At 66.4% G+C, this 23,129-nt stretch carries 14 protein-coding genes and 2 CRISPR repeat arrays; of the genes, 4 read left to right on the plus strand and 10 right to left on the minus strand.

Going from position 1 to position 23,129, the window contains the following annotated elements:
* Positions 1-5: 5 nt before the first annotated feature.
* From HXX10_RS08450 to HXX10_RS08460, 3 genes are read right to left on the minus strand one after another with little or no spacing between them, the layout of a single operon-like run.
* The gene (locus tag HXX10_RS08450; RefSeq protein ID WP_296521619.1) at positions 6-1,445 is read right to left on the minus strand and encodes an RAMP superfamily CRISPR-associated protein; all 1,440 of its coding nucleotides are present in this window, start codon (positions 1,443-1,445) and stop codon (positions 6-8) included.
* Positions 1,446-1,447: 2 nt separating this feature from the next.
* Entirely contained in the window at positions 1,448-3,382 is a 1,935-nt protein-coding gene (locus HXX10_RS08455; protein ID WP_367141942.1) for an RAMP superfamily CRISPR-associated protein, read from the minus strand.
* Positions 3,379-5,067 carry a hypothetical protein gene (locus tag HXX10_RS08460; protein ID WP_296521624.1) on the minus strand — a complete coding sequence of 563 codons (1,689 nt, stop codon included), beginning with the start codon at positions 5,065-5,067 and terminating at the stop codon, positions 3,379-3,381. The genes HXX10_RS08455 and HXX10_RS08460 overlap by 4 nt, the downstream gene beginning before the upstream one ends.
* Before the next feature lie 326 nt (positions 5,068-5,393).
* Positions 5,394-6,892: direct repeats of the CRISPR family, unit length 37 nt; unit sequence GTTTCAGTCCGCTGGTGCGCGGTGCATGCGATCAGAC.
* Positions 6,893-7,033: 141 nt separating this feature from the next.
* Between HXX10_RS08460 and cas1 the strand changes: the two genes are divergently transcribed.
* Genes cas1 through cas6 form a run of 3 tightly spaced genes read left to right on the plus strand, consistent with a single transcriptional unit; the run spans position 7,034 to position 10,158 of the window.
* A complete protein-coding gene (gene cas1, locus HXX10_RS08465) occupies positions 7,034-9,007 on the plus strand; it encodes a CRISPR-associated endonuclease Cas1 (RefSeq protein ID WP_296521625.1) in 1,974 nt (657 codons plus the stop codon).
* A 2-nt stretch (positions 9,008-9,009) separates the two neighbouring features.
* Positions 9,010-9,297, plus strand: coding sequence for a CRISPR-associated endonuclease Cas2 (gene cas2, locus HXX10_RS08470; protein WP_296521626.1), 288 nt, complete (start codon positions 9,010-9,012; stop codon positions 9,295-9,297).
* Positions 9,298-9,303: 6 nt separating this feature from the next.
* Positions 9,304-10,158, plus strand: a complete 855-nt coding sequence (gene cas6 / locus HXX10_RS08475; protein ID WP_296521627.1) for a CRISPR system precrRNA processing endoribonuclease RAMP protein Cas6 — start codon at positions 9,304-9,306, stop codon at positions 10,156-10,158.
* 173 nt (positions 10,159-10,331) lie between these two features.
* Positions 10,332-10,852: a CRISPR direct-repeat array (repeat unit 29 nt; unit sequence GTTTCAGTCCGCTGGTGCGCGGTGCATGC).
* 222 nt (positions 10,853-11,074) lie between these two features.
* On the opposite strand, the gene HXX10_RS08480 is transcribed toward cas6, so the two are convergent.
* From HXX10_RS08480 to HXX10_RS08500, 5 genes are read right to left on the minus strand one after another with little or no spacing between them, the layout of a single operon-like run.
* Positions 11,075-14,227, minus strand: a complete 3,153-nt coding sequence (locus tag HXX10_RS08480) for a type I restriction endonuclease subunit R (protein WP_296521628.1) — start codon at positions 14,225-14,227, stop codon at positions 11,075-11,077.
* Positions 14,224-14,892 (minus strand): transposase, encoded by a 669-nt coding sequence (locus HXX10_RS08485; protein WP_296521630.1) that lies wholly within the window; start codon positions 14,890-14,892, stop codon positions 14,224-14,226. Before HXX10_RS08485 ends, HXX10_RS08480 begins: the two co-directional genes overlap by 4 nt.
* Positions 14,893-14,917: 25 nt before the next feature.
* Entirely contained in the window at positions 14,918-15,958 is a 1,041-nt protein-coding gene (locus HXX10_RS08490) for a virulence RhuM family protein (protein WP_296521633.1), read from the minus strand.
* A complete protein-coding gene (locus tag HXX10_RS08495) occupies positions 15,955-17,301 on the minus strand; it encodes a restriction endonuclease subunit S (RefSeq protein WP_296521635.1) in 1,347 nt (448 codons plus the stop codon). The genes HXX10_RS08490 and HXX10_RS08495 overlap by 4 nt, the downstream gene beginning before the upstream one ends.
* Positions 17,291-19,081 (minus strand): class I SAM-dependent DNA methyltransferase, encoded by a 1,791-nt coding sequence (locus HXX10_RS08500; RefSeq protein ID WP_296521638.1) that lies wholly within the window; start codon positions 19,079-19,081, stop codon positions 17,291-17,293. Before HXX10_RS08500 ends, HXX10_RS08495 begins: the two co-directional genes overlap by 11 nt.
* Before the next feature lie 392 nt (positions 19,082-19,473).
* On the opposite strand from HXX10_RS08500, the gene HXX10_RS08505 reads away from it, so the two are divergent.
* The gene (locus tag HXX10_RS08505; RefSeq protein ID WP_296521640.1) at positions 19,474-21,720 is read left to right on the plus strand and encodes a DUF262 domain-containing protein; all 2,247 of its coding nucleotides are present in this window, start codon (positions 19,474-19,476) and stop codon (positions 21,718-21,720) included.
* On the opposite strand, the gene HXX10_RS28940 is transcribed toward HXX10_RS08505, so the two are convergent.
* Together HXX10_RS28940 and HXX10_RS28945 are read right to left on the minus strand one after the other, a co-directional pair.
* Positions 21,674-22,501 carry a tyrosine-type recombinase/integrase gene (locus HXX10_RS28940; protein WP_367141943.1) on the minus strand — a complete coding sequence of 276 codons (828 nt, stop codon included), beginning with the start codon at positions 22,499-22,501 and terminating at the stop codon, positions 21,674-21,676. The two genes, HXX10_RS08505 and HXX10_RS28940, sit on opposite strands and share 47 nt — an antisense overlap.
* Positions 22,468-22,947, minus strand: a complete 480-nt coding sequence (locus HXX10_RS28945) for an Arm DNA-binding domain-containing protein (protein ID WP_367141944.1) — start codon at positions 22,945-22,947, stop codon at positions 22,468-22,470. Before HXX10_RS28945 ends, HXX10_RS28940 begins: the two co-directional genes overlap by 34 nt.
* Positions 22,948-23,129 lie beyond the last annotated feature (182 nt).

Here is a 23,129-nt window from a genome sequence, read left to right on the forward strand (position 1 = left end):
CCCTCCTAAGCCTTCGCCACCGTGAACCAGCCGTAGCCGCGCGCCGCCCCGTGCCCGAGCATCAGGCCGTTCTTCACGAGATCGTCGATCACGACCTCGAAGAACGCGGCGTCGCGCTCGGCCAGGTCCTTCTGCCAGCCGGACGTCATCCTGGCCTGGTCGATCGCGATGTCGATCTCGAACCGGCTGCCTTCGACCGCCTCGACCGTGAACAGCGCGCCGTCCTTGCCGCCGCCGGTCAGGCGATCGATGGCGATGCTGGTGCGCTTGCGCGGCTGCCCGCGATCGACGCATGCGAGTCGCACGATCTCGATCAGGCCGCGCCAACCCGGCACGCCGAACAGCCGCTCGACCGGCGTCAGCAGCCGCAGGTCGCCGGGCGCCAGCACGGCGCGGCGATCGGCGAAAACGGCGTCCAGAAATCGATCGTCGACCGGCACGTTCGACCCACGGGTCTTCGGAACGTACTCGCTGCCGTCCTTGCGCCGCATGCGCTCGATCTCGAGCAGCCAGGCCGCGCGGCTGCGCAGGGCACCGAGAAACGAGCTCGGCCACAGCACCGGCACCCCGTCGGGACCGGCGAGGTAGTGGACATTGACGTGCGTCTCGACGCCCTCCGTCGAGGCCTTGGCACTCCACTCGGCCGACGGATCGAGGATCAGGAACGGGCCCGGCGCATGGATCTCCAGCGTCACCGCGGGGCGCTTGGTCGTGGCCGGCAACGTCTTCGCCGCGGCGGTAATGCGCGTCTGCAGGTCGTCCGCCGCAGTCTTCAGTTGTGCTTCGGCCGGCTCCGGACCGTAGCCTTGCGGGCCGAACCGGCGCATCGCCACGGCGGTCACGCCGGTGAGCCGGAGACGCCCATAGCCCTGGCGGGTGCCCTTGCCGATCGCGATGCCCGCCGACAGCGGCGCCAGCGCCTCGGCAACGCGGTTCAACGCGGCATCGCTTGCGGACTTCCCATCCGTGTCGGTGCCGAGATCGCACAGAAACTTGCCGTGCAGATCGAACACGGCACCCTTGGCGACGGCGCGTTGGGCGAACAGCTTGTTGTCGGCGGCAGCCCCCGTGTCTCGGTCGATCGCCGTCGCCGGTCGATCGAAGGTGCCGTCGTCGCGCGCGCGCTTCGCCGGTGCGACCGCGCCCGCCGTGTCGCCGAGCGAGGCGGCGTAGAGCAACAGCGACCCCGCGACACCGGTCTCGGCCCGGCGGTCCAGGATCGCTCCAAACAACGAGGCGGCGACCGTGTCGTCGCCGGTCCAGCGCGCCCGCAGCGCGCCCTTGATGGTGGTCGCCGGAATGCTCGGGCGGCCGTCGGCGTCACGGTGCACCTCGGCGATGCTGCCCTCCTCGCCGCCCTCCTTGGCCTCCAGCCGGCCGGACCCGACCGTGAGGGGCGCTTCGACCACCAGGCGAAGATCGAACTCGATCCGATCGATCAGCATGATCAGGCCTCGATATCGACGAACCAGTCGCCGAGCTTCTTCGGCTCGACCGGCTTCCACAGGCTGATCTCGCCGTAGCCGTTGACCCGCGCCATCGGGCAGTGCCGCCAGCGCGGCTCGCCGGTGACGCCGGCCTCGGGAAGCCCGTCGGCGACGAGCGCGCTCAGCCGTGCTGCGAACGCGTCCTTGTCGGCCTGCTCGACGGCGAGCAGGAAGATCGAGCCCGCCTCGGTCGCGACCCAGGGGTCGTAATGCGCGCCGGCGCGCCAACGCATCGCCTGCCATCCGCCGACCATGTGCTGGCGGGCAAAGAACCGCACGAGCGTCACCGACACCGGCGCGAAGATCTGCTGGAAGTAGTCGCGGTAGGCCTCCGCGACGTCGCTGCCGTTCTGGCGGAGCAGGTCGGTCGGAGTGAGCAGCGCCGGCGTCTCCAGCTTGACGGCGGCCTGCCATTGTCCGTCGCGTTTCGTCGCCATGGCGACTGGTCGCGTCACAGCCCCTCGAAACGACAGCGTCGCCGCGGTCGGCGCCTTGCCGATCAGAACGCGCAGGTCATCCAGGCTCTCGATGATGCCGACCGGAAAGCCGTCGGAGGCGACGATCTCGAATGTCCAGGCGATCTTCTGTGGATCGTTTCGGAGATACGGCTCCACCATGTCGTAGACGAACAGCGAGCCGCCGCCGCCTTCGTACTTGGCGACACCAAGATCGGGATTGATTGCGGTGCGCGTGCGAATCGAGCGTCCGACGACGTCGGCAACCAGCGACATGGGTACGATGCCCTTGCCGACCAGAGCCTTGCTCACGGCTTTGCTGTGATCCGTCTTCCAGTCGATTGCCAGAACCGGCGGTTTAGCCGACGCCTCGATGATCCGGGGATTCTTATCGAGAATCGAGTCGTGGATGTCGAACCGTTTGCAGTTCGGCGCCGGCTGGTCGTTGTCATATACCGAGAGCGAGAAGGGAACGGCCATGGGCCGCACCGCGGAATCGGACTCGCATAGCGGTTCCGGCTTGCTCGTCGCGGTGTCGCGGTTATGGGCGTTGACAGCGGGCCGCGCGGCACGAAACACGGCGCGCGACAGGAAGGCATCCAGGTCCGGTGGCAAGGTTCCGTTCGCGCCGAGCGCGTCCGCGACTGCACCCTTGATGGCGCCGCCTGATACCTCGACCGCACCGGCGAAGACGTTCGGCGCCACCCGCTCGGCACCGACCAGGAACGGCCCGTCGAAGGCGAGTGTAAACGACAGCGCCGTCGCTGTACCGACCGCCGCGGCAGCAGCGGTCCTCTTGCCGGAATCGGCCATGCCGGCCCCCACCTCAAAAGCCTTCACGCGGCCGAAGCCGGCGGACTTGTGAGCCCCGATGGCGGGCACGACCTGGAGTGCCGTATTCAGCGCCGAGACGACGGCATCGATTGTCAACCCCGAAGCGGTACGCAGCAGCGCCTTACCTTTGAACGTAATCACGGCGTCGATGGGGAACGGCAGGTCGACGACCTGAAGATGACCTTCCTTCGCGGATCCGAGCCCCTCGTCGATCCGGATGCGCGTCATCGTGCCGGTGCCGGACCCGGGCGCGTCGGCGACCAGATCCATGAAGGTGACGGCGCCGCGCTGAGGTTCGTTGCTGGCGCCCTGGTCGTCGACGCCGCGGCGCGGGTCGTCGCCCTTTGCGAGACCGGAGGCGCGGCCGAACAGATCGCCGATGAAGGCACGCCCCGGCCCCGCGATGCCGGGGACCGCGCCGCAGCGGTCGCAGATCGCCGAAAGCGCGTCGCGCAGCACGCCGCGCAGCAGCGTGCCCGGAATGACCGGCCGCTGATCGCGATCGCGCGGCAGCCGGGCATCGACGCCGAACAGCGGATTGATCTCGCCGCCGGTCATGAACGGCGAGACGAGGTCGATGCGGATGTCGATCGCCCGCAAGGTCATGGCGCGGCCCCGTCGTGGCAATTGGGACCGAGCGGCTGGACGTAGTCCCACAGATGCAGCGCCATCATCAGCGGCAGCACCTTGTGGACGGTGCCGTCCCTCGGCACGGCGAACGGCAAGCCCGCGCGGGTCTCGCCGAGCCCGAGCACCGCGATGGCGACGTCAGCGTGCTTCGCGCCGCGCACGACGCGCCTGATCTCGGCGACGGCCCAATCCGGCCAGGGGTTTTCCCCCGCGCCGGCGTCGGCGGCCGGCAGGCCGCCGGCGCGCTGCCGCGCCGCCAGCGCGAGCTTCATGGCCTGGCTGCGGTCGAGCGATCCCTTCAGCCGGGTGAACCATTCGGTGGCGATCCGGAACGGCCGTTCGGAGCCGGGTTGGGCAAAGGCGAGCGGGGCATCCCCCGGGGCGCCGTTCAGCAGCAACTGCTTGCGCACCGTGTCGAGATCGCCGCGCGGCAGCTCGACCGTCTCGGCAGCGAAGGCCGACACAACGGTGCGGGTCTTGTCGGCATCCTTGGCGTCCGAGCAGAGGTCATCCGCGAGCCGTCGCGACTGGCGGATCGGTGCCTTGTGGTTGACGAAGGCGAGGCCGATCGCATGGGTCAGCCGCCGCTCCTCGGCTTTCAGCCCACCGAACGGCCCGTCGTCCGGAAGAGTCCACGCCCGCAGCTCGTCCTCGATCTCCAGCACGAGGTCCCAGGCGGCCCACACCGGCACGGCGAACACCATCTCGTCGCCGCCCCACAGCAAGGTCTCGAACCGCAGCCGGGCCTGCTGATCGTCCGGGGTCGGCGGCCGGACCATGTGGGTCCGCCGCGCGTCGAGGGCCCAGTCGAGCAGGTGCGCCAGGAGCCGGGTCTGCCGCGTGCGGACGAAGGCGCTGAACGCCGCGACGGCCGCCGCGCCCTTCTCCTCCTCCCCCTTCTTCGGGATGCTCATCAGCGTGTTGCGGCGTTTCTGGAAAGCGTTGCCGTCGAGATGCACGATGGCGATCTTGCCGGACAGCGCCGGCGGCAGCTCGATGTCGCCGACCTTGTGGGCCGTGAGATCGGACAGGCTGTTGCTGAACTCGAGATTTCGCACGGCAAGCCCGGCACGAGCCGCGTCCCCGGCCGGATCGCGCGCGAGCTCCGTGGCATAAAAGCCCTGCCGGGCCTTTCGGCCGTAGTGGCGGCGCGCGACGACGAAGCGCGAGACCTTGTCGCCCGCGTCCATCTCGACGGCCGGGCGCGTCCGGTCGATCTCGCACGGCCGGCCCATCCCCGGCTCGCCCGGCGGCAGCACGAAGGAGAGGGTGCGGTATTGGTCGACGCGGATACGCGCCTCGGCCTGTGCGGCCGCCGCGGCGAAGCCGCCCTTGATCGGCAGGACCGTCACGGCGAAGGTGAAATCGCGGCCGACGAGATCCGGCGCGGCGGCCGGGTCGACCGGGCCCGCCAGCGCCTGCCGGACCTGCTCCTCCACGGCCGGCTCCTGGCCGTCCACAACGTCGAGAAGCCCGAGCAGCTCCGAGGCCCCGCCCGAGATTCTCCGGTACGACGGGTGCAGCGCGGACAGCCGCGCATCGAGCGCCTCGACGGCCCTCAGCAGCGCCAGGCTGCCGCCCCGGCTGGTCGACAGGTCGTTGGTGTCCAGGATGGAAGACGCCAGATTCTGCGCGGCGACGCGGACAATATGCGACGGCACGAGCCCCCCCGGCCCCTAATTCCACGGGGCGCGTCGATCAATGGGGCGATTAGAGCATTCAAAAATACCTTTGTCGAGACGGTTGTGGCGCGACAGAAACACACTCTGTCTCCATCCAAAGGAATTGTCCCGCCGTGAAGAAAAAGGGGCGAACCGGGGAAGACAAAGGCAAGAAAGGGGACAGTTTTCCATCGTAATTCCGAGCCTCGCAAAATCCGGGCGACGCGGTCTTCTGGCGCATCGCCTGTCGAGCCAGGCGGACCGTGGCCCGGCCCGCGGTGCGAGTGGGCAGACTCGGAGTGGAGCACACCGCCGGCCGTGCCGGCGTGTCAGTCCGCTGATGCGCGGTGCTTGCGGTCAGAACTTCGCGCCGGACGAGATCCGCACCCCGTCATGGTTTCAGTCCGCTGGTGCGCGGTACATGCGGTCAGACGAGCATCAACGTGTTCGGCGACATGAGCTATGTGTTTCAGTCCGCTGGTGCGCGGTGCATGCGGTCAGACAACCACCCACTCGCCGGACACACCGGTGCGTTTGTTTCAGTCCGCTGGTGCGCGGTGCATGCGATCAGACGCTCGTCTAACCAGGGTGCTGCCTGAACGTCTGTTTCAGTCCGCTGGTGCGCGGTGCATGCGATCAGACACGGCACCTACTTCTTCGCGCTGGGAGTCCGCAGTTTCAGTCCGCTGGTGCGCGGTGCATGCGATCAGACGGTGTGGCTGCTGGGGTTCATCGGCCAGATGGTGGTTTCAGTCCGCTGGTGCGCGGTGCATGCGATCAGACCTGAAGTCTCTCGGCCAGACCCCGCAAGAGCGTGTTTCAGTCCGCTGGTGCGCGGTGCATGCGATCAGACGTGCAGGAGGTGGCGTCGGTGCAGGAGGTTAGTTTCAGTCCGCTGGTGCGCGGTGCATGCGATCAGACTACGCCGAGCAGCTGATCATCACCGAGCTGTCGTTTCAGTCCGCTGGTGCGCGGTGCATGCGATCAGACGAACCGGGGCGCCTACGATGGCAAGCCGATCGGTTTCAGTCCGCTGGTGCGCGGTGCATGCGATCAGACGTCAAGACCCAATCCTTCGACTACCTTGGCCAGTTTCAGTCCGCTGGTGCGCGGTGCATGCGATCAGACCCATCAGTTCGTCAGGCTCGGCTGGCACGGTGCGTTTCAGTCCGCTGGTGCGCGGTGCATGCGATCAGACAGCAGCAGGTTCTGCTCCCGCCGCTGCTGCTGGTTTCAGTCCGCTGGTGCGCGGTGCATGCGATCAGACCTCTGACGGCCGCCGCCGTTCTCGCCAAGAAGTTTCAGTCCGCTGGTGCGCGGTGCATGCGATCAGACGCGGGCACCGGACGAGGCAGCGGAAGCGGCCTTGTTTCAGTCCGCTGGTGCGCGGTGCATGCGATCAGACTTGTGGATTTTTGCGCTCGCGGTGGTGAGCGTGTTTCAGTCCGCTGGTGCGCGGTGCATGCGATCAGACATGGTACGCATCACTCACAATTGGAATGATTGGTTTCAGTCCGCTGGTGCGCGGTGCATGCGATCAGACCCGTCTTTCTGGCGAATCTGATGCGGCTCTTGGTTTCAGTCCGCTGGTGCGCGGTGCATGCGATCAGACCTGCGACAAGGTCGACCTGTGCAAGACCGTGACGCTCGCGTTTCAGTCCGCTGGTGCGCGGTGCATGCGATCAGACGAAGAAGGTGGAGATCAGCTCATTCGGCTTCGTTTCAGTCCGCTGGTGCGCGGTGCATGCGATCAGACTACCGCTACGGTTACGGCCCGCCCCCCGGCGGGTTTCAGTCCGCTGGTGCGCGGTGCATGCGATCAGACTGAGGGGTCCGCGAGGGGCTGTCAATGCGAAATTTTTCTGGCCGGTTTCCACTGACATCGGCCGCTCGGCGGTATTTTCGGCCCTGATTTGACCCGTCAGTGGAAACCGGGTCAAATCTGTCGACACGCGGACCTGTTCGCATGACCACTCCGAAAACTGTATCCGGGCCCCTGTACGACCGGGTGGCGGCTGTCGACACCCTGCGGCAGGCCTGGGAGAAGGTGAAGGCCAACAACGGCGCCGCCGGTGGCGACGGCATGACGGTGGCGCGATTCGCGCTGGTCGCCGAATCGATGATCGAGCGCCTCGCCCAGGGGCTGCGCACCGGGCAATACCGGCCCGGGCCGGCACGGCGCGTCCTCATCCCGAAGACCGACGGCGGCGTCCGGCCGCTCGACATCCCCTGCGTCCACGACCGCGTGGTCCAGGGCGCCGCGACCCTGGTTCTCGACCCGGTTCTCGACCGCGAGTTCGCGGATTCGAGCTTCGCGTATCGGCGCGGCCGCTCGGTGGCGCAGGCGGTCGCCCGCATCGGCAGCCTGCGCCGGCAAGGCTTCACCCATGTGGTCGACGGCGACATCCGGGCCTATTTCGAGCGCATCCCGCACGACCGGCTGATCGCCAAGCTGGAGGAGCATGTCGACGACCATGCGCTGGTCGACCTGATCTGGCTGTGGCTCGAGACCTACTCGCTGACCGGCCGCGGCGTGCCGCAGGGCGCGCCGATCTCGCCGCTGCTCGCCAACCTGTATCTCGACACGGTCGACGACCGCATCGAGCGGGCCGGCGTGCGGCTGGTGCGCTTCGCCGACGACTTCGTGCTGCTGACCAAGACGCCGGCCTCGGCCGAGACGGCGCTCGCCGAGATGACCCGGCTGCTCGCCGCGGAAGGGCTGGAGATCCATCCCGACAAGACCCGCCTGGTCAGCTTCGAGGAGGGCTTTCGGTTTCTCGGCCACGTGTTCGTCCGCTCGCTGGTGGTCCGCGAGGTGCAGGAGGAGGACATCCCGGCCGAGGACGCCATCGCGGCGGCGGAGGGATTGTTGGCCAAGGCCGAGGCGGCGGACGCAGCCGAGGCGCCGGAGCCGGGCGCGGCGACGCCGCGCGAGCGCTCCGATCCGGTGTTCCCGGTCTACGTGATCGAGCCCGGCCGGCGGCTGGAGGCCAAGGGTGCGCGGCTGCGCCTGATCGACGAGATCGGTCGCATCGTCGATCTGCCGCCCGGCCGCATCGACCGCATCGAGCTCGGCCCCGGCACGGATGCCACCCTGGAGGCGCTGGAGCTGGCCGCCGCCAACGCCATCGAGGTCGACCGGGTGAACGGCCACGGCGAGGTGACGGGCCGCTACGAGGATGTCGGGCCGGAGCGGGCGCGGCGCCACCTCGCCCAGGCCAGGACCGTGCTGGATCCCGCCCGGCGCCTCGCGGTCGCCCGCGCCATCGTCGACGGCCGGCTGCGCAACCAGCGCGCCCTGCTCCGCCGCCTCAACCGGCGCCGCAAGGATCCGGAGATCGCCAAGGCCTGCGTGGTGCTCAACCGGACCATCCTCAAGCTCGCCAAGGCGGCGGATGTGGGCGCCGCCATGGGGTTCGAGGGCGCGGCCGGCGCCGTGTTCTGGCCGGCCTTCGGGCGGTGCTTCCCGGAACCGTTCCGGTTCGGGCTCCGCCGCCGGCGCCCGGTGGCCGACGCCGCCAACCTGGCGATCAACGTCACCTGCAACATGCTGGCCCGCGACATCCGCGCCGTGGTGATGCGGGCCGGGCTGCACCCCGGCTTCGGCGCGCTGCACGAGACCAGGGACGGGATCGACGCGGTCGTCCACGACCTGATGGAGGAGTTTCGCGCACCGGTGGCCGAGGCCTGCGTGGCCGCGGCCTTCAACCGCAAGGCCCTGTCGACCGAGAGCTTCACCCTCGACCCCGGCCCCCGCCTCACCCGCGAGGGCTGGGCGGCGCTGATCCGGGCCTATGAAGCGTGGGTGGCCCAGCCGATCCGCTCGCCCCGTTCCGAGCGGGACGTGCTGTGGCGGGCCCTGATGCTGGAGCAGGCGCAGGCCTATGCCGAGGCGTGCGAGGGCGACGGGCCTTATCGCCCCTACCAGATGGACTACTGAGGATGGCGCGCGGGACTCACCTCTACGTGTTCGCCTACGATATCGAACGGGACCGCGCCCGCGCGCGCGTCGCCAAGCTGCTGGAGAACGAACTCGTGCGGGTCCAGAAATCCGTCTTCGAAGGCCGCATGACGCCGACCGCGGCGCGGCGCATCGCCAAGAAGATCGGGCGCGAGATCGCCCCGACGGACTCGCTGCGCGTCTATGCCGTGACGGCGCAGGGGATCGATGCGAGCCTGTCGATCGGCGCCGCGCCGATCGGCGAGAAATCCGCCTTCCTGCTGTTCTGAGCCGCCATGCCCCTGATCGAGGCGACGCCCGACGAGCTCGTCCTGATGTGGACCCAGGAGGAAGTCCGCGTGATCTGCGCGCGGCCTGCGGACCTCGAGGACCATCCCGACCTGGCGATGCGGGTGCGCGGCGCCTTCGGCCGCATGCTCGCGCTGGCAGGGCCGCCGGTCGGCCACCGCCACGATCCGTTCGATCGGCCGCCGCCCTTCCCGGCGCTGTTCGGCACGCAGGACGAGGACGCGACTCGGCCCTTCACCATCGACGTCGACGTCCTCGCCGACATCGTGCAGGTCGATCTCCGGCTGTTCGGATCGGCGGCGTTCTGGGTCGACCAGTGCCGCGACGCGCTGCTGGCGGCGCTCGCCGGCGGGATCTCGATCAAGGCGGGCAGCCGCCATCGCCAGCCGCTCCAGCCGCTCGATTGTCTGATGCGCCGCGTCTGTGCGGAGCTGCCGCCGCGGTCCGTCGGCGCCGTGAACCTGGCCTGCGTCACGCCGGTCGCGGTGCGCGCCGGTCATGCTCTCCTGAGTGCGCCGCCTGCCCTGCTCTATGCCGCCGTCACGCGCGCGCGCCGGCTGGCGCGTTGGCTCGACGTGAAGCTCGTCGCCGACTGGACCGCGCTGCGACAGGCGTGCGAGCAGGCGCATGTCGTGCAGGACCGGCTGCTGCCCTACCGCGCGGTGCGGTCCTCCCAGCGCCAGCGCGACCGCCGCATCCCGGTCAGCGGGTTGCTCGGAGAGTTCAGCGTCGAAGGCGCCCTGACGCCGCTCGCACCGTTTCTGATGCTGGCCGCCCAGACGCATATCGGCAGCCACGCGGCGCTCGGCATGGGGCGCGTGCGGCCGGCGCTGTATCCGTGAGGGCGCGCGCCGCCTGACGCGGACGACGGGACGGCATGCCGTGCCGGCCGTCTCGTGCCGGCCGTCAGACGAGAGTCGGGTGATCCAAATTTTGTGGTCCGACCGGAACGGCGTGCAGCGCCGGACCCGGACGCCGGCCACGCGCCCGGCTTTCGTCGCGTGATTCCGGGTTTGCACCGCCCCGCTGGTGCGCGGTGCATGCCGTCAGACGCGCTGACCATGCCCATCATGGGCTTCATCGCGTTCGTTTCAGTCCGCTGGTGCGCGGTGCATGCCGTCAGACAGAATCTCCTTGATCACGATCATTGGAGGCCTGTTTCAGTCCGCTGGTGCACGGTGCATGCCTTCAGACATGGAAAACCCCACCAGCGTGGAGGAACACACGTTTCAGTCCGCTGGTGCGCGGTGCATGCCGTCAGACGCACCGATCACTCTGGATCGGTCGCAAGTCGTTTCAGTCCGCTGGTGCGCGGTGCATGCGGTCAGACAAAATCGGACATCTTCTGCGCGGTTCAGGCGCCGTTTCAGTCCGCTGGTGCGCGGTGCATGCGGTCAGACCTCGAATGGAATGACGGAAGCTCTGGCAGCGTTTCAGTCCGCTGGTGCGCGGTGCATGCGGTCAGACGAACGCACCATCGCAACCGTCGTAAAGACCGGGTTTCAGTCCGCTGGTGCGCGGTGCATGCGGTCAGACTGAGGGGTCCGCGCGGGGCTGTCAACGCGAAAGATTCGAAGCCGGTTTCCACTGACATCAGCACTTCTTGACCCTCGGTGGCCCGGATTTGACCGGTCGGTGGAAGAGCAGCACAAGCTGTCGACATCCGCACCTGTCCACACGCTGCCGTCGCGACCTGTATACCGGCCGTCAACTGCCACTCTGAACCGATGCGCCGGTTCCCGGGCGCGATCCAGCCCCTCACGCCGCCCAGGCGGCCGACATCAGCTCGGCCTGCTCCAGCACGGTGCGGGTCGCCTTCTCGGCCTTGTCGGGCGGGTAGCCCCACTTGCGCAGGATGCGTTTCACCAGGACGCGGAGCTGGGCCCGGACGTTTTCGCGCACCGTCCAGTCGATCGCCGCGTTCTTCCGCAGCATGGCGACCAGCTCGCGGGCGATCGTGCGCAGGGCCTCGTCGCCCATCACCTTGACGGCGCTGTCGTTGGTCTCCAGCGCGTCGTAGAAGGCGACCTCCTCGTCGGTCAGCCCCAGTTCCTCGCCGCGCAGAGAGGCCTTGCGCATGTCCTTGGCGAGCTGGATAAGCTCCTCGATCACCTTGGCGGTCTCGATGGCGCGGTTCTGGTAGCGGCGCAGCGACATCTCCAGCATCTCGGAGAAGGCCCGGCCCTGGACGAGGTTGCGCTTCGCGCGCGTCTTGATCTCGCCCTTGAGCAGCTTCTGCAGCAGCTCGACCGCCAGGTTCCGCTGCGGCATGCCGCGGACCTCGGCCAAGAACTCGTCGGACAGGATCGAGATGTCCGGCTTCTTCAGCCCGGCGGCGGCGAAGATGTCGACCACCTCCTCGGAGACCACCGCCTTGGAGATGATCTGCCGGATGGCGTGATCGAGCTGTTCGTCGGTCTTCCGCTCCCCGGACGCGGTCTTGGCCAGCACGGCGCGCACCGCCTGGAAGAAGCCGACATCGTCCCGGATGCGGATCGCCTCGGCGTGTGGCACCGACAGCGCGAAGGCCTGCGACAGCTCGTGCACGGCCTGCATCAGCCGCGCCTTGCCGTTCTCCTGGGCGAGGATGTGCTCCTGCGCCGCCGGCAGAACTGAAACCTTCTGAGCCGACGTCCCGCTGATCCAATGCGACCAGTCGAAGCCATGGAAGAGCGCCTGGCAGACCTCGTATTTGGCCAGCATCACGGCGACCGCCTCGGCCTGATCGAGCGCGGTGCGGCCGGTGCCGCCCGCCTCCGTGTAGATCGCGAGCGCCTGGCGGAGCTCGTCGGCGAGCCCGAGATAATCGACCACGAGCCCGCCGGGTTTGTCCTTGAACACGCGGTTGACGCGGGCGATCGCCTGCATCAGCCCGTGCCCGCGCATCGGCTTGTCGACATACATGGTGGAGAGGCTCGGCGCGTCGAACCCGGTCAGCCACATGTCGCGGACGATGACGATCTTGAACGGGTCCTTGGCGTCGCGGAAACGGTCGGCGAGATCTTCACGGCGCATCTTGTTGCGGATGTGCGGCTGCCATTCCAGCGGGTCGGAGGCCGACCCCGTCATGACGATCTTGATGGCGCCCTTGTCGTCCTCGTCGGCGCGCCAGTCCGGCCGCAGCTTGACGATCTCGTCGTGGAGCGCCACGGCGATGCGCCGGCTCATCACCACCACCATGGCCTTGCCGTCCATGGCGGCGAGACGGTCCTCGAAATGGTCGACGAGATCGCGAGCGACGAGCTTCACCCGGCTCTCGGACCCGACCACCGCCTCGAGCTGCGCCCACTTGCTCTTCAGCTTCTCCTTGCGCTCGACCTCTTCGCCCTCGGTCGCCTCCTCGAAGTCGGGATCGATGTTCGGGCGCTCGGAGGCCTTCAGCTCCAGCTTGGCGAGCCGGCTCTCGTAGTAGATCGGCACGGTCGCGCCGTCTATCACGGCGCGCTGGATGTCGTAGACGCTGATGTAGTCGCCGAACACGGCCCTGGTGTTGGCGTCGGTCTTCTCGATCGGCGTGCCGGTGAAGCCGATGAACGAGGCGTTCGGCAGCGCGTCGCGCATGTGCCGGGCGAAGCCGTCGATGAAGTCGTACTGGCTGCGGTGCGCCTCGTCGGCGATCACCACGATGTTGCGTCGCTCGGACAGCACCGGATGCCGGTCGCCGCGCTCCTCCGGAAAGAACTTCTGGATGGTCGTGAACACAACGCCGCCGGCCCCGACCGAAAGGCGCGCCCGCAGGTCGGCGCGGTCGACCGCCTGCGCGGGCGGCTGGCGCAGCAGGTCGCGGCAACGGGCAAAAGTGCCGAAGAGCTGGTCGTCGAGATCGTTGCGATCGGTGAGGACGACGATGGTCGGGTTCTCCATCTCGGGCGCCAGGATCACGCGTCCGGCGTAGAACGCCATGGTGAGGCTCTTGCCGGACCCTTGCGTGTGCCAGACGACGCCGACCCGGCGGTCGCCGTCCTCGCCGCCGGCCATCGGCCCGGCATCGTAGCGGCCGGCCTCCTCGGAAAACTCCTGCGTCTTGTGCCAGCTCTGCGCCGGGATCGCCGCCCGCAAGGTCTCCTCCAGCGCCACGTTCACGGCATGGAACTGGTGGTAGCCGGCCATCTTCTTGACGAGCTTGCCGCCGTCGAGCGCCTCGAACACCACGAAGAAACGCACCAGGTCGAGGAAGCGGCGCCTGGCGAACACGCCCTCCAGCATCACCTGCAGCTCGCAGAGCCCGGCGCCGTCGTCGCGGCCCGTGATGGTGCGCCACGGCTTGAACCACTCCTGCCCGGCCCCGAGGACGCCGATGCGCGCCTGCACGCCGTCGGAGGCGACCAGCGCCACGTTGGGCCCGAACAGCAACGGGATCTGCGCCTGGTAGGTCTGGAGCTGGTGGAACGCGGCCCAGACGTCGGCGTTCTCGTCGGCGGCGTTCTTCAGCTCGATGACGGCGAGCGGCAGCCCGTTGACGAACAGGGCGACGTCGGGCCGGCGGACGTGCTGGCCCTCCGCCACCGTGAACTGATTGACGGCGAGCCAGTCGTTGCCGTCGGGGTCGTCGAAATCGAGGAGCCGCGCCTGCGCCCCGGCGATGGAGCCGTCCTGGCGGCGGTACTCGACCGTGATGCCGTCGACCAGCATGCGGTGGACGAGCCGGTTGCGCTCCACCAGCGACGGCGCATCGACCCGCATCAGCTTGCGGAAGGCCTCGTCGCGCGCATCGGCCGGCAGGTCGGGATTGAGCCGCGCGAGCGCGGCGCGCAGCCGCCTCTCCAGGATGACGTCGCGATAGCCCGGGTCCTTGCGCTCCGCCAAAACCTCGCCGGCGGCGATGTCCGGCCCATGCAGCACCGCCCAGCCCAGCGCCCCGAGCCATTCGAGGCTGGCCTCCTCGACCACCGACTCGGTGAAGGGACTCATGCCGTCACCTTGTGCGGGTTCTCGTCGTCGACGTCCCACCGGGCCGGGTTGTCTTCGATATAATGGCGAATGCGGTCCAACGCCGGTTCGTCACGCACGACATGCTCGTAGTAATTGCGTTGCCAGAGCCGACCACGGAATGCGACCCATCCCCTCTCCTTCACCCCGCGAATGTATTCGACCGTGGTGGCCGATTTGAATGCGCCGACCACCTCACCCAGCCGGACACCCATGCGGGCGGCGAACTGGGCGCCCATGAGGGGCGCCCCTACCGGCAGGCCGCGGGCGGCGAACTGGGCGCCCACGAGGGGCGCCCCTACCGGCAGGCCGACTTCCGTAGGGGCGACCCTCGTGGTCGCCCCGCTCGCGGCGGCCGCCGGGTCCGACGACCCTGTGTCCGCCAGCAGGACGATCCCGTGCACGTGATTCGGCATCACCACGAACACGTCGACCTCGACGCCCGGAAATCTCCCCGGAAGGCCGTCCCACATCGCCATCACCATCCGTCCGGCATCGGTGAGCCGCACCGAGGCATCGATCGGCTCACCGAGCAGACAAATTCGATCCTGTGTGCAGATCGTCACGAAATACGCTCCGGCTTGCCCATAGTCGTATCCCTTCAGGCGAAGAGAACGGCGACGGCGCACGACCGGGCCTGGCATCATGGGTCGGCATCCTCGGTTAAGCCGCTCACGGTTTGCGCTCCGGCTTGCTCAGCCGCCGCGCCTCGGCCTGGAGCCTGGCGAAATCCTCGTCGGCTTCGCGTTCGGCATCCTCGGTCTCGGCGGCGCGGCGGTTGGTGTCGAACGTCTCGAACCGGGCATGCGCGATTTGGGTCATCTGCTCGTGCGACATCCGCCCCTTGCCGTGAAGCACCTCGCGCTCGTTGAACGCCAGAAACCGGTCGGTCTGGGCGATCCAGTCGGCCATGCGGGTCTCCTGCCGGCGCGACGCGCGGTCCTCGGCGAAATCGAGGAACATGGTGGTGAGACGGTTCAGCGTCTCGATCTCGTCGGCCTGAAGGTAGTTCTTCGAGACGGTGACGTCGGCCTTGCGCACCCGGTCGCCCTCCCAGGTGGTCAGGGCCATGTTGGGCTTGGTCGAATCGGCGCGCGCGACGATCAGCTCGGCCGCGGTGCGGCCCGTCACGGCATAGACGAGCTTGTTCTGGATGGTGGCGAAGAACGCCTTGGCGGTCTCGGCCGTGCCGTCGTAGTCGACGCTGGACGCTTTGAAGAGGTCGCGGACTTTTTGGTAGAACCGCTTCTCCGAGGCCCGGATGTCCCGGATGCGGCGGAGCAGCTCGTCGAAATAGTCGAGGCCGCCGGGCTCCTTCAGCCGCGCGTCGTCGAGCACGAACCCCTTGACCAGATACTCGCGGAGCACCGTCGAGGCCCATTGGCGGAACTGGGTGCCGCGCGGGCTGCGCACGCGATAGCCGACGGCAAGAATCGCGTCGAGATTGTAGGTCTTGACGGTCCGCCGGACCGACCGTGCGCCCTCCTGCTGAACTTGTAAGAGATCCTTACAGGTTGCCCCCTCCACCAGCTCCCCCTCGCCATAGAGGGTGCGCAGGTGCTGGGTGACGTTCTGGGGCGTGGTGTCGAACAGGGCCGCGATCTCGGCCTGGGTCAGCCAGACGGTGCCGTCCTGCAGGCGCAGCCGGATCGCCGCACGCCCGTCCTCGGTGCGGTAGAGGATCAGCTCGCCCCGGGACGGGCTTTCGGTCATGCGACCCGCTCCACGATCCTCTCGGCGTCTTTTACGCGCAGCTCACCGGAGATGAGCTTTGGCAGGAGCGTGTCGCGGAGGGATGCGAGAATTTCAGACATTCGACTGTTGGCGGCGATCTTGGCATTGAAGTCGGAGAGCGGCTTTGTCAGCTTCTCACGCACGCCCGGCGGAGGCACCGGAAAAGACATGCCTTCTAAGATGTCCGTCGGGAGCACACCCGTTCCATGCCCAGATGCCTGCACTTTGGAAAACAAATAGGCTGATGCATCCAGAAGGGCGAACAGCAGAAATGTGCCGTCGCCCCATTTTGGCACGAACGCCTTGACATCCTGATTGAAAGTGACGTCACGCCGAGCCTGGGAAATCCGGACTCCTTGATGAAGACCCATGCCGCGTACCATCACGAGTACGGAGCCATTCGAAACAAGACGCGTTCCGTTGCCGATCGCCATCGGGGTCACTTTTTCGTCCGAGCGGTCCACATGAATTGCCGTCATCGCCTTTGGGCTGATCCACGGTAATTCACCACCCCAGTAGTCGGCAACGCTCTTACTCGGTGTTCCGCCAGAATAGATATTCGAAAGCTGCGAAAGAGACTGAACGAACCACCCCGCGGGAATCGCGCCCGATTCCGAGTTCTCGAACGAACCCGGGAAAAGGGATGCAAGCGTTCGAGGCAGGCGAACATCCTGCCCCCTCGCCTTCGCGCGGACGGGATCGAAATCCGCGAACCACGATTTGAACAGCGCCCGCGCCATGGCCTCCAGCGTCTCGTTCGTCCGCCGGTTCAACTCGATCTTGTCGTCGAGCGTGCCGAGGATGTGGGCGATGGCGCGCTGCTCTGACCGTTCAGGTAGTCGAAGGGAGATGGATCGAAGCGACGTCAGGGGCTGACCAATTCCGGGAGTCCCAACAGTAGAGGCATGCTTAAGTAACTCATGACGACCGACGGTAGACCTGAAGAAGTAATATATGTATAGCGGGTCGACGATTGAGGTATTACAAGTAAGCTTCATCATGCTCGTTGACATAATATATCTTTTTGCCACATTAAACGGAACAATCCCAACAAGCCCAATCGCGCCGCGGTGAGGAAAGACAAGATCTCCTGGCAATACGTTGCTTGATGAGAGTTCGTCTGCCGTCTCGTCAGCCACATAGACGAAATCACCGCCCAACACTCGCGTATCGGTAATATTGTTACCGCGAATAACCGGCACGCCATCATTTGTATATAAGTCACTTTTCATTCGAGATCCAAATGGACCAATTGCGATGGCTCTATCTGTTTCAGCTTTAATTTGGTCAATAGTGACAGCTTTCCAACAATCACCCGCCATACCCGAGCTCCTTCATGTTGGCGGCGATGGCAGCGTCGAGCTTTTGGGCCTCCTCCTGCTGCTCCCGAAGCGTTTTGGCGAGCCGGGCCATCTTCTCCTCGAAGGGCTCGTCGTCCTCCTCGGCCGCGGCGGCACCGACGTAGCGGCCCGGCGTCAGGACGTGAGCGTGTTTGCGGATATCGTCGAGCGTCGCCGCCTTGCAGAAACCCGGCACGTCGACGTAGGGGCGACCCTCGTGGTCGCCCTCTGCACTGCCGTTTCGGGCGGGCACGAGGCCCGCCCCTACCGGGTCGCCTTTCTCTCGGGCGGGCACGAGGCCCGCCCCTACAACGGCGGCGTCCACCGCACCATCGCAGCCGTAGGGGCGGCCCTGGTGGCCGCCCGTTCCCGCACCGGCACCATCGGGGGCGGGATCGCCACGCCACGCATGATAGGTGCCGGCGATCTTTTGAATGTCCTCGTCGGTCAGCTCGCGGTGGACGCGGTCGACCAGCGTTCCCATTTTTCGCGCGTCGATGAACAGCGTCTCGCCGCGGCGGTCGCGGAACCGGCCGTTCTTCTTGGTCCGCGCCAGGAACCACAGGCACACCGGGATCTGGGTCGAGTAGAAGAGCTGGCCCGGCAGCGCCACCATGCAGTCGACGAGGTCGGCCTCGACGATCGCCTTGCGGATCTCTCCCTCGCCCGACTGGTTCGACGACATCGAGCCGTTGGCGAGCACGAAGCCGGCGAGCCCGGTGGGTGCGAGGTGGTAGATGAAGTGCTGCACCCAGGCGAAGTTGGCGTTGCCGGCCGGCGGCGTCCCAAAGACCCAGCGCTTGTCGTCCTTCAAGAGATCGCCGCGCCAGTCGGAATCATTGAACGGCGGATTGGCCAGGACGTAGTCGGCTTTCAGATCGGGGTTGCGATCGTTGTGGAATGTGTCGCCGTGGCCGATCTGGGCGTCGATGCCGCGGATCGCCAGGTTCATCTTGGCGAGGCGCCACGTCGTGTAGTTCGACTCCTGCCCCCAGATCGAGATGTCGGCGTGCGCCTTGCCGCCGTTGCCGTTCCCGTTGGTGTGCGCGCGGATGAACGCCTCGCTCTGCACGAACATGCCGCCGGAGCCGCAGCACGGGTCGTAGACCCGCCCCTTGTAGGGCGCGAGCATCTCCACCAGCACCCGGACGACATGCGAGGGCGTGTAGAACTGCCCGCCGCTCTTGCCCTCGGCGCTGGCGAAGCGGGCCAAGAAATACTCGTAGACGCGGCCGAGCGTGTCCTTGGCGCGGTCGGTCGGGCTGCCGAGGGCGATGTCGCTGACCAGGTTGATGATCTGGCCGAGCCGCTGCTTGTCGAGCCCGGGCCGGGCGTAGTCCTTCGGCAGCACGCCCTTGAGCGAGGCGTTGTCGCGCTCGATCGCCTCCATGGCGTCGTCGACCAGCTTGCCGATGGTCGGCTGCGGCGCCATCGCCTTGAGGTAGGCCCAGCGCGCCTCCGGCGGCACCCAGAAGATGTTGTCGGCGCGGTACTCGTCCGGGTCCTCCGGGTCGGCCCCCTGGGCGCGCTCGGCCTCCAGGGCGGCGTGCTTCGCCTCGAAGGCGTCGGAGATGTATTTCAGGAAGATCAGCCCGAGCACCACGTGCTTGTACTCGGCCGCGTCCATGTTGTTGCGCAACGCGTCGGCCATCTGCCAGAGCCTGGCCTCGTAACCGAGATTCGCGCTGGTCGTCTTGCTGCCGTTGCCGTTCGACGTATTGTCCGTTTCGGACCCGTTTCTTTTCGGTCGCCCCCGCGGCATTGTCCGTCCTGTGCATTTCTTCGAGGTGGACCGCTATGGCCCTTGGTCGCGCGCCGGAACCATAGCGAAAGTCGCGGACGAGTGCACATCGGAGCTCGGCATGCATTGCCGACACCAAGCCTCGGCCCGTGGCCAATTTTCCCAACCAAACACCACCTTTGTAGCCGGCTGACTCGGCGTATGGTCGACTTCGAACCTGCTCTATCCTTTTTTCATCGCCAAGCTAATACTTGGAGCGGATTCCAAGCGACAGCGACCGAGCGCTCCAGAGCATGCAGGTGGCTTTCTACAGCTATACTCACACGGCCTAAAGCACGGCAGAGCGCTTCAGATTTGTCCATTGGTGCCTTGACCGTCGAAAAGCTGTTGCGCAGTAATACGTGGGGGGTGAGATGACTCTTCTATTCACGACGACCAACTATCCGGTCAACGCGCTCATCGAAGACATTGCCCACGGAAAGATCGGCCTGCCCGAGCTGCAGCGTCCTTTCGTGTGGCCCAACGTCAACGTGCGAAACCTGTTCGATTCGCTGTATCGCGGCTACCCGGCGGGGTTCCTGCTGTTCTGGGATACCGGAGCCGCACCGGGGCTCAAGGGGATCGGTGCGAACAACGACAAAGCCGTGCCCAAGCTCGCGATCGTCGATGGACAGCAGCGACTGACGTCGCTCTACGCCGTGATCAAGGGCGAGAAGGTTCTGCGCGAGAACTTCACGCACGAGCACATCCAGATCGCCTTCAATCCCCTGTCCGAGCGCTTCGACGTCGCCGACGCCGCGATCCGAAAGGACAAGGCGTATATCCCCGACATCTCCGAAATCTGGAAGCCGGGGACGAAGCTGCTGCCGTTCGCAAAGAAGTTCATCGAGACCCTGAATGCGACGCGGGAGCTCAGCGAGGCGGAGCTCGGAAAGATCGAAGACTCGATCAGCCGGCTTCACATCCTGCCGCAATACACGTTCGTCGCGCTGGAGATGGTGTCGTCGGTGGACGTGGAGACGATCGCGGAAATCTTCGTCCGCATCAACGGCGAAGGAAAGAAGCTGAACCAGTCGGACTTCATCATGACGCTGATGTCCGTCTTCTGGGACGAAGGCCGCGCCGAACTCGAAGGATTCGCCCGCCGAGCCGCCCTTCCCGCCGACGGCCACACCTCGCCGTTCAACCACTTCATCAAACCGGCACCCGACCAGATGCTGCGCGTGACCGTGGGGCTTTCCCTGAAGAGAGCGCGGCTCGAAAGCGTCTACAGCGCGCTCCGCGGCCGCGACGCCAAGACGGGCCTCGATATCCCCGAAAGGCGAGAGGCGCAGTTCGCGCTCATGCGCGAAGGCCAGAAAGTCGCTCTCAAGCTGTCGAACTGGCACCACTTCCTGAGCGCGCTGACGCTTGCCGGTTATCGCGGCAAGAAGATGATCAGCTCCGAGACCGCGATCGTCTTCAGCTATGTTCTCTACCTCATCGGGATTCGCGATTACGCAATCGATCGCGACCAGATGCGGCAGGCGATTGCCGAATTTTTCTTCATGGCCGCACTGACCGGCCGCTACACCAGCTCGCCCGAGACGCGCTTCGAGTCCGACCTTGCCACGCTTTGGCAGCTTCCGAATGGTGAGGCCTTCCTCTCCAAGCTCCGTGAGCTGTGCGCGACGACACTGACCGGCGACTATTGGGCCATCACGCTGCCGAGCCAACTCGCGACCTCCGCGTCGCGCAGCCCCTCGCTGTTCGCCTACCAGGCCGCGCTCATCACTCTCGATGCGTTTGCGCTCTATAGCCCGATCAAAATCGCAGCGCTCGCCGACCCGAACTTGAACGGGTCGAAGTCCGCCATGGAGCAGCACCACCTTTTCCCGCGTGAGTTCCTGAAGCAGCAGGGCGTAACCGACGTCAAGCAAATCAACCAGATTGCGAACTTCGCTCTGATCGAGTGGCCCAAGAACATCGATATCGGATGCGACTCTCCGGCTGATTACGCCCCGACGCTCGACAAGACCTTCTCGGCAGCGCAGCGCGAGCAAGCGTACTTCTGGCACGCCCTGCCGCACCTTTGGTGGGAGATGCCCTATGAGGCGTTCCTCGTCGAACGACGTGTCCGGATGGCCAGGGTCATCCAAACCGCTTGGAAGCAACTGACCGGTGATCTGCCGGAAAGCGAGCCGAGCGTTCTTTCCATTGCCGACCTTATCGCATCGGGAGAGACTGATGCGGTGGAGTTCAAGTCGACACTCCGAACCAACCTCCACACCGGTCTGCCGGACGAGAAAATTCACTTGGCCGCCCTCAAGTCGATCGCCGGCTTTCTGAATGCCAAAGGCGGAACCCTGCTGATCGGTATAGCCGATGACGGCGAGGCGCTCGGCCTGAGCAACGATGCGTTCCCGAACGAGGACAAGATGGGGCTGCATCTCGTCAACCTGGTCAAGGACCGGATCGGCGACGTTTTCCTTCCCTACGTTCACTCCCACTTCGACGATTACGATGGCCAGCGTATTCTCGCGGTTCGTTGCGAGAAAGGACCAAAGCCGGCGTTCGTCAAGGATGGGGCAGCGCAGCGCTTCTTCGTTCGCGGGGGAAATGCAACCACGGAACTCATTGGGTCGTCGGTGATGGATTACGTGAAGCAGCGTTTCGGCTGATCGCGGATTGGTCGAACTCGCTACCGCCATCGGTTACGCCGGAGGAACGGTCGCGTCTGCCCGCCTCGCAAAAGGTCGCCCACCGCTCCATGAGATCGCGGCGCTTCTCGAGGGCATCGCAGCGCCGATAGGCCCGTTCCGTGGCATCGCCGACCACGTGGGCCAGCGCCGCTTCCGCGACCTCCCTGGGGACATCGGTACGCTCGCCGACCCAGTCGCGAAAGGCAGACCGGAATCCGTGCACCGTGAACGCGCCGGCACCTGTTCGCCGCAACACCATCGCCAGGGCCATCACGGATAGGGGTTTTTCCGGCTTGGCGCCGGGGAAAATGAAGCTTCCGATCTTGGTTTCGGCAAGGCCCTGCAGGATTTCGACGGCGCGCTGCGAAAGCGGAACCCGATGCTCGCGGGCAGCCTTCATTCGTCCGGCCGGCACTGTCCACACCCGCGCCTCGACATCGATCTCCGACCATTGGGCCCCCAAGACCTCACCGGACCGCGCCGCGGTGAGGATCGCAAACTCCAGCGCAAGTGCCGACACGCCGTTCAGGGCGTGTAGTGCGGCGACGTAGTCCGGCACGTCAGCGAAGGGCATCGCGGCATGGTGTCCACGCGACAGCGTCCCCCGTTTCGGCAGAAGGTTGGCGAGATGCCCCCGCCAACGGGCCGGGTTGTCGCGTGACCGCAGCCCGCGGGCCGCCGCCGCATCGAGCACCCGCTCGATCCGGCCGCGCACCCGGGATGCGGTTAGGGTTTCTTCTGCCAGATCGGGGTGAGGCACTGGAGCACGTCGTCGGTGTCGATCTCGGACAGCCGTTTCGACCAGATCGGCACGGCGTAGGCGACGAGGGTCGAGCGCCATTGCGCCCGGTGCTTCGCGTTCCGGAAGCCTTCCTCGATGCTGTCGATGAGCTTCTGGGCGAAGTCGCCGAACCGGTCGATCTCCAGAGCCGCAGCCCGCTCGGCCCGGCGGACTGCGAGTGGATCGCCACCCTTCGTCAGAACCCGTCTCGCATCCCCGGCCAGCTCGCGCGCCTCGGCGAGACCAATGGCCGAGGCCGATCCGAGCCCCATCTCCATGCGCCGCCCGTCGCGCATGTAGCGGTACACCCACCTCCTCGCCCCGCCTGTCGAGACGACGAGCCGGAGACCGTGGCCGTCTTCGTACTTGCCAGGCGGCGCCGTCTCGACCTTCCGGGCTGTCAGTCCGTGCCGCGATCCAGCCATCCGGTCACCCCCTATCCCCCAATTTATCCCCCAATTTGATCTGGATTGTAGCGGACGGTGGCGGTCTAGAGAAGACGATCGGAAGAATTATCCCTTTATATCCAGCGCATTTCAGGATACCAGGAGGGGACGGTGGACATATGTTCGGCGGACACCCCGTCCGCCAAAGCTTCATTTCGGTT

Origin of the sequence: Rhodoplanes sp., assembly GCF_013377085.1 — a bacterium.
GTDB lineage: Bacteria > Pseudomonadota > Alphaproteobacteria > Rhizobiales > Xanthobacteraceae > Rhodoplanes.

What these genes read in the sequence shown, in the direction of transcription:
- HXX10_RS08450 (WP_296521619.1), bottom strand. Translation starts at nt 1,445, where the DNA reads ATGCTGATCGATCGGATCGAGTTCGATCTTCGCCTGGTGGTCGAAGCG.
- HXX10_RS08455 (WP_367141942.1), bottom strand. Translation starts at nt 3,382, where the DNA reads ATGACCTTGCGGGCGATCGACATCCGCATCGACCTCGTCTCGCCGTTC.
- cas1 (WP_296521625.1), top strand. Translation starts at nt 7,034, where the DNA reads ATGACCACTCCGAAAACTGTATCCGGGCCCCTGTACGACCGGGTGGCG.
- cas2 (WP_296521626.1), top strand. Translation starts at nt 9,010, where the DNA reads ATGGCGCGCGGGACTCACCTCTACGTGTTCGCCTACGATATCGAACGG.
- cas6 (WP_296521627.1), top strand. Translation starts at nt 9,304, where the DNA reads ATGCCCCTGATCGAGGCGACGCCCGACGAGCTCGTCCTGATGTGGACC.
- HXX10_RS08480 (WP_296521628.1), bottom strand. Translation starts at nt 14,227, where the DNA reads ATGAGTCCCTTCACCGAGTCGGTGGTCGAGGAGGCCAGCCTCGAATGG.
- HXX10_RS08485 (WP_296521630.1), bottom strand. Translation starts at nt 14,892, where the DNA reads ATGATGCCAGGCCCGGTCGTGCGCCGTCGCCGTTCTCTTCGCCTGAAG.
- HXX10_RS08490 (WP_296521633.1), bottom strand. Translation starts at nt 15,958, where the DNA reads ATGACCGAAAGCCCGTCCCGGGGCGAGCTGATCCTCTACCGCACCGAG.
- HXX10_RS08495 (WP_296521635.1), bottom strand. Translation starts at nt 17,301, where the DNA reads ATGGCGGGTGATTGTTGGAAAGCTGTCACTATTGACCAAATTAAAGCT.
- HXX10_RS08500 (WP_296521638.1), bottom strand. Translation starts at nt 19,081, where the DNA reads ATGCCGCGGGGGCGACCGAAAAGAAACGGGTCCGAAACGGACAATACG.
- HXX10_RS08505 (WP_296521640.1), top strand. Translation starts at nt 19,474, where the DNA reads ATGACTCTTCTATTCACGACGACCAACTATCCGGTCAACGCGCTCATC.
- HXX10_RS28945 (WP_367141944.1), bottom strand. Translation starts at nt 22,947, where the DNA reads ATGGCTGGATCGCGGCACGGACTGACAGCCCGGAAGGTCGAGACGGCG.